This is a genomic window from Rhizobacter sp., assembly GCF_031412495.1.
Taxonomy (GTDB): Bacteria; Pseudomonadota; Gammaproteobacteria; order Burkholderiales; family Burkholderiaceae_C; genus Schlegelella_A.
Map to the genome: position 1 here is coordinate 1 of NZ_JANODC010000111.1, position 3,926 is coordinate 3,926.

6 protein-coding genes are annotated in these 3,926 nt (G+C 72.2%); 4 read left to right on the forward strand and 2 right to left on the reverse strand.

Annotated elements, in window-relative coordinates; genetic code table 11:
- Positions 1 to 266: 266 nt before the first annotated feature.
- Positions 267 to 467 carry a hypothetical protein gene (locus AC30N0_RS04020; RefSeq protein WP_489516644.1) on the reverse strand — a complete coding sequence of 67 codons (201 nt, stop codon included), beginning with the start codon at positions 465 to 467 and terminating at the stop codon, positions 267 to 269.
- A gap of 68 nt (positions 468 to 535) precedes the next feature.
- Here AC30N0_RS04020 and AC30N0_RS04025 point away from each other — a divergent pair, with 68 nt between their 5' ends.
- Positions 536 to 769 (forward strand): DUF3606 domain-containing protein, encoded by a 234-nt coding sequence (locus tag AC30N0_RS04025; protein ID WP_489516645.1) that lies wholly within the window; start codon positions 536 to 538, stop codon positions 767 to 769.
- Positions 770 to 818: 49 nt separating this feature from the next.
- Positions 819 to 1,979, forward strand: coding sequence for an ACT domain-containing protein (locus AC30N0_RS04030; RefSeq protein WP_489516646.1), 1,161 nt, complete (start codon positions 819 to 821; stop codon positions 1,977 to 1,979).
- A gap of 7 nt (positions 1,980 to 1,986) precedes the next feature.
- Here AC30N0_RS04030 and AC30N0_RS04035 read toward each other — a convergent pair whose 3' ends face one another.
- Positions 1,987 to 2,964 carry a D-2-hydroxyacid dehydrogenase family protein gene (locus AC30N0_RS04035; protein ID WP_489516647.1) on the reverse strand — a complete coding sequence of 326 codons (978 nt, stop codon included), beginning with the start codon at positions 2,962 to 2,964 and terminating at the stop codon, positions 1,987 to 1,989.
- A gap of 193 nt (positions 2,965 to 3,157) precedes the next feature.
- On the opposite strand from AC30N0_RS04035, the gene AC30N0_RS04040 reads away from it, so the two are divergent.
- Both AC30N0_RS04040 and AC30N0_RS04045 read left to right on the forward strand, forming a co-directional pair.
- The gene (locus AC30N0_RS04040; protein WP_489516649.1) at positions 3,158 to 3,601 is read left to right on the forward strand and encodes an Hsp20/alpha crystallin family protein; all 444 of its coding nucleotides are present in this window, start codon (positions 3,158 to 3,160) and stop codon (positions 3,599 to 3,601) included.
- 26 nt (positions 3,602 to 3,627) lie between these two features.
- Positions 3,628 to 3,926: Hsp20/alpha crystallin family protein (locus tag AC30N0_RS04045; protein WP_489516648.1), on the forward strand; the 299-nt coding region annotated here is incomplete at its 3' end.

The window sequence follows — 3,926 nt, forward strand, 5'->3', positions numbered from 1 at the left end:
GCGGCGGCACGCGGCGCGATCTCGGCGTCGGCGAACTGCTGCACGCTGTCGCGCAGCATGGCGATGGTGTCCCCGAGGTCGAAGGCGAGGCCGGGCAGGTGGGGCATGGAAGTCTCCGGGAACGGCTGGCGCAGGAGCTTAACGCCCGCGCGCCGCGCAGCGGAGTCTCGGCGGTGCCTTCGCTCGCCGGTGGCTCCGGCGAGCGCGTCCGGACAGCACGGCCGGGCCGAGCCCGCCCCGGACGGCCGCGTCGCGGCAAGGACGAATCAGGCCGAGCTGCCGCCCTGCCGTGGGCGCTTGCCCGGGTTCTTCTTGCTCCGCGTCGCGCTGCCGCGCTCGTTGCTGCTCTTCTGGCCGGTGGCCTTCTGGTGCGGCTCGCGCGCCGCGCCGGCGCCGGACGCGCCGGCCGCGTTGCCGATGCCGGTGCCCGGGCCGAGGTCGTCGCCGGACTTGCTCTTTGTGGTCATCGTGATCTCCTTGCCCTCGAGAGAGCAATCGACATGCCCCTGCCTCGCTCCGGAACACGCCTTGCTCGATGCGGCGGGCAGAGGACATCACGAAGAGCACAGAAAGCAGCGCTGCGGGCGATCCCGACTCGACGGCCGAGGTGGATCTCGGCGACCGGACAGCGGTCGAACGCTGGACCCACGCGCTCGGCCTGACCGACGAGGCCCTGCTGAGCGCCGTCCAGGCGGTCGGGACGCGTGTGTACAGGATCAAGGACTACCTGGGTGCGGGCAGCATGGCCGCCGACCCGTCCTCCGGCTGACCGGGCGCCTCATAGAATTTGCCGGTCGCAGCGTCCAGGGGACCGGCTCATGAAGTGCGTACTGGTCGGTTCCCGCTATTTCGGCGCGACCGTGCTCGAGGCCCTGCGCGGCACCGAAGGCGTCGAGTTCTCGTGCGTCGTCGCCCCGGCCGCCGACGATCGCGTCGCGGTGGCGGCACGGGCCGCCGGTCTGCCGGTCTTCGTGCACGAGAACCCGAAGCTCATCCCCGGCGATGCCGTTCCCCCAGGGACCGACCTGATCCTCGCCGCGCACACGCACGCCCGGGTCAGCAACGAGGCGCTCGCCCGCTCGCGGCTCGGCGGCGTCGGCTACCACCCGTCCCTGCTGCCGCGCCACCGCGGCATCGCCGCCGTCGAGTGGACCATCCTCGAGGGCGACGCGATCGCCGGCGGGACGGTCTACCACCTGGCCGACGGCTGGGACGCCGGCGCCATCGCCGCCCAGGACTGGTGCTTCGTGGCCAAGAACGAGACGGCGCGCGAGCTGTGGGAGCGGGCCCTGGCGCCGATGGGGCTCGACCTGCTCGGCCGCGTCGTCCGCCACGCCCGCGACCACGGCGAGCTGCCGGCCAAGGCCCAGGACCCGCGCTTCGCGACACGCGCGCCGATGCTGCGCAAGGCGGTCGTCCTCACCGAGCCGGATCCGCAGGCGACGACGTCGCTCATCGTCACCGTGATGGGCCCCGACCGGCCCGGCATCGTCAGCCTGCTCTCGGACAAGGCGCAGCGCTTCGGCGCCAACTGGGCTTCGAGCCGCCTCGGCAACCATGCCGGCGAATTCGCCGGCGTCGTCCAGTTCGAGGTGCCGCGCGACAACGCCGAGCCCCTGGCCGCCGGCCTGCGCGGGCTCGAGGCCTCGTCGGGCCTGCGCCTGGTCGTGGCCCGCAGCGACGGCGCGGCGACGCCGGGCGGGCTGCGCGGCATCGACGTCGAGCTGGTCGGCGACGACCGCCCGGGCATCGTCAGCAGCCTGACCCGCATGCTGGCCGAGAGCGGCGTCAGCGTCGAGAACCTGCACACCGGGATCATGGGCGACCCCGCCGCCGGCAAGCGCACGTTCAAGGTCGACGCGCACCTGCTCGTGCCCAGGAACCTCGACACCGAGACCCTGCGCAGCCGGCTCGAGGCGCTGGCCAGCGAGATGACGCTGGACATCGGCCTCGGCGAGCGGCCGCGACCGCCGGCCTGAGGCCGACTCAGCCGGCGCGCAGTGCCGCCGGGTTCACGACGTGGATGGGGCGGCCCTCGACGTAGGCCAGGATCTGGTCGAACACGTCGGCGAACTGGATCTCGTACTCGTCGCGCGACACGTAGCCGATGTGCGGCGTGCAGACGACGTTGTCCATGCGCAGCAGCGGGTGCTGCGGGTCGCGCAGCGGCTCCTGCTCGAAGACGTCGACCGCGGCGCTGCCCGGCCGGCCGGCCTGCAGCGCGGCGACCAGGGCGCCCGGGGCGACCAGCCCGGCCCGGCTGGTGTTGACGAAGAGCGCCGTCCGCTTCATCCGCGCCAGGTCGGCGGCACCGACGATGTGCCGCGTCGCGTCGACCAGGCGCAGGTGCAGGCTGAGGACGTCGGCGCTGGCGAAGAGATCGGCCTGGCTGGCCGCGGCTGCATGGCCGTCGGCCTCGGCGCGGGCCCGCGAGGCCGCGCTCGACCAAACCCGCACCGCCATGCCGAAGACCCGGCCGTAGGAGGCGACTTCGCTGCCGATCCGGCCGTAGCCGAGGATGCCGAGCGTCTTGCCGCGCAGGCTGCTGCCGACGCCCGTCTGCCAGGTGCCTTGCTTCAGCGCCGCCGCCTGCTGCGGGATCTGCCGCATCGCGGCGATGACCAGGCCCCAGGTCAGCTCGGCCGCCGCGTACGACGGCGCACCCGGATGCTGGCTCGACGAGACGACGACGCCTTGCGCCGTGCAGGCGGGGATGTCGATGTGCGGATAGACGCTGCGCTGGCTGATCAGGCGCAGCTTCGGCAGGCGGGCGAGCAGGGGCGCCCGGATCTGCGTCCGCTCGCGGATCAGGACCAGCGCCTCGGTGTCGCGCAGGCGCTCGGCGAGGACGTCGTCGTCCTGGACGTGGTCGGTCCAGACGGTCACGTCGTGGCCGTCGAGCTTGCCGAAGCAGGGCAGCGTGCGCAGGGTGTCGAAGTAGTCGTCGAGGATGGCGATGCGCATGGCGGGCTCCGGTCGGTCGTGGCGATGATGCCGGCTCTTGAAAAGCTTTCGGCCGGCCCCTAGCTTCGGAACGCTGCGGAACACGGCACCCGCCTCGACCGCAGGCTGCCGGGCGTGCGGCCGCCCGGCGGCGGGCATGGACATGGGGTCGCTGCCCGCTCTTGATTCGGCTGCCGAACAGGAGAGATCGATGATCGGTTCATTCCAGATCGCCGGGGACCTGTTCCCCGAGCTGGCCAGGCTGCAGCAGCACCTGGACCAGGTGTTCCAGACCGGCGCGGCGAGCAACATCCGGGCCCTGGCGCGCGGCACCTTCCCGGCGGTGAACGTGGGCAGCTCGCCCGACACCGTCGAGGTGATCGCCTTCGCCCCCGGCGTCGACGCCAAGTCGCTGCAGGTCACAGTCGACAAGGGCCTGCTGGTGATCGCCGGCGAACGCAACAGCGAAACGCCCAAGCGCAACGAAGGCGACACCGTCTACGCGCAGGAGCGCTTCGCCGGCACGTTCCGGCGCGTGATCGCCCTGCCCGACGACGCCGACCCGGCCAAGGTCGAGGCGCGCATGCGCGAAGGCGTCCTGCACGTCACGGTGGCCAAGCGCGAGTCGTCGAAGCCCCGCCAGATCACGGTCAACTGATGGGAAAGGACAACAAGGAGACTGTCATGAGCGACAACACCTCTGTGACGAAGACCGACCAGGCCAGGAACGCGCCGCAGCAGGCACTGGTGCCGGCGGTCGACATCGTCGAGAACGGGAGCGGCATCACCCTGCTCGCCGACATGCCGGGCGTGTCGAAGGAGCGCCTGCAGATCCGCGTCGACGGCGAGAACCTGACGATCGAAGGCGCCGCCGAGGTGCAGGTGCCCGAGCACATCGAGCTGCTGCACAGCGAGCTGCGCACGCCGCTGTTCCGGCGCAGCTTCACGCTGAGCCGCGAGCTCGACTCGGCCAGGATCGAGGC

What these genes read in the sequence shown, in the direction of transcription:
- AC30N0_RS04035 (WP_489516647.1), bottom strand. Translation starts at nt 2,964, where the DNA reads ATGCGCATCGCCATCCTCGACGACTACTTCGACACCCTGCGCACGCTG.
- AC30N0_RS04025 (WP_489516645.1), top strand. Translation starts at nt 536, where the DNA reads ATGCGGCGGGCAGAGGACATCACGAAGAGCACAGAAAGCAGCGCTGCG.
- AC30N0_RS04030 (WP_489516646.1), top strand. Translation starts at nt 819, where the DNA reads ATGAAGTGCGTACTGGTCGGTTCCCGCTATTTCGGCGCGACCGTGCTC.
- AC30N0_RS04020 (WP_489516644.1), bottom strand. Translation starts at nt 467, where the DNA reads ATGACCACAAAGAGCAAGTCCGGCGACGACCTCGGCCCGGGCACCGGC.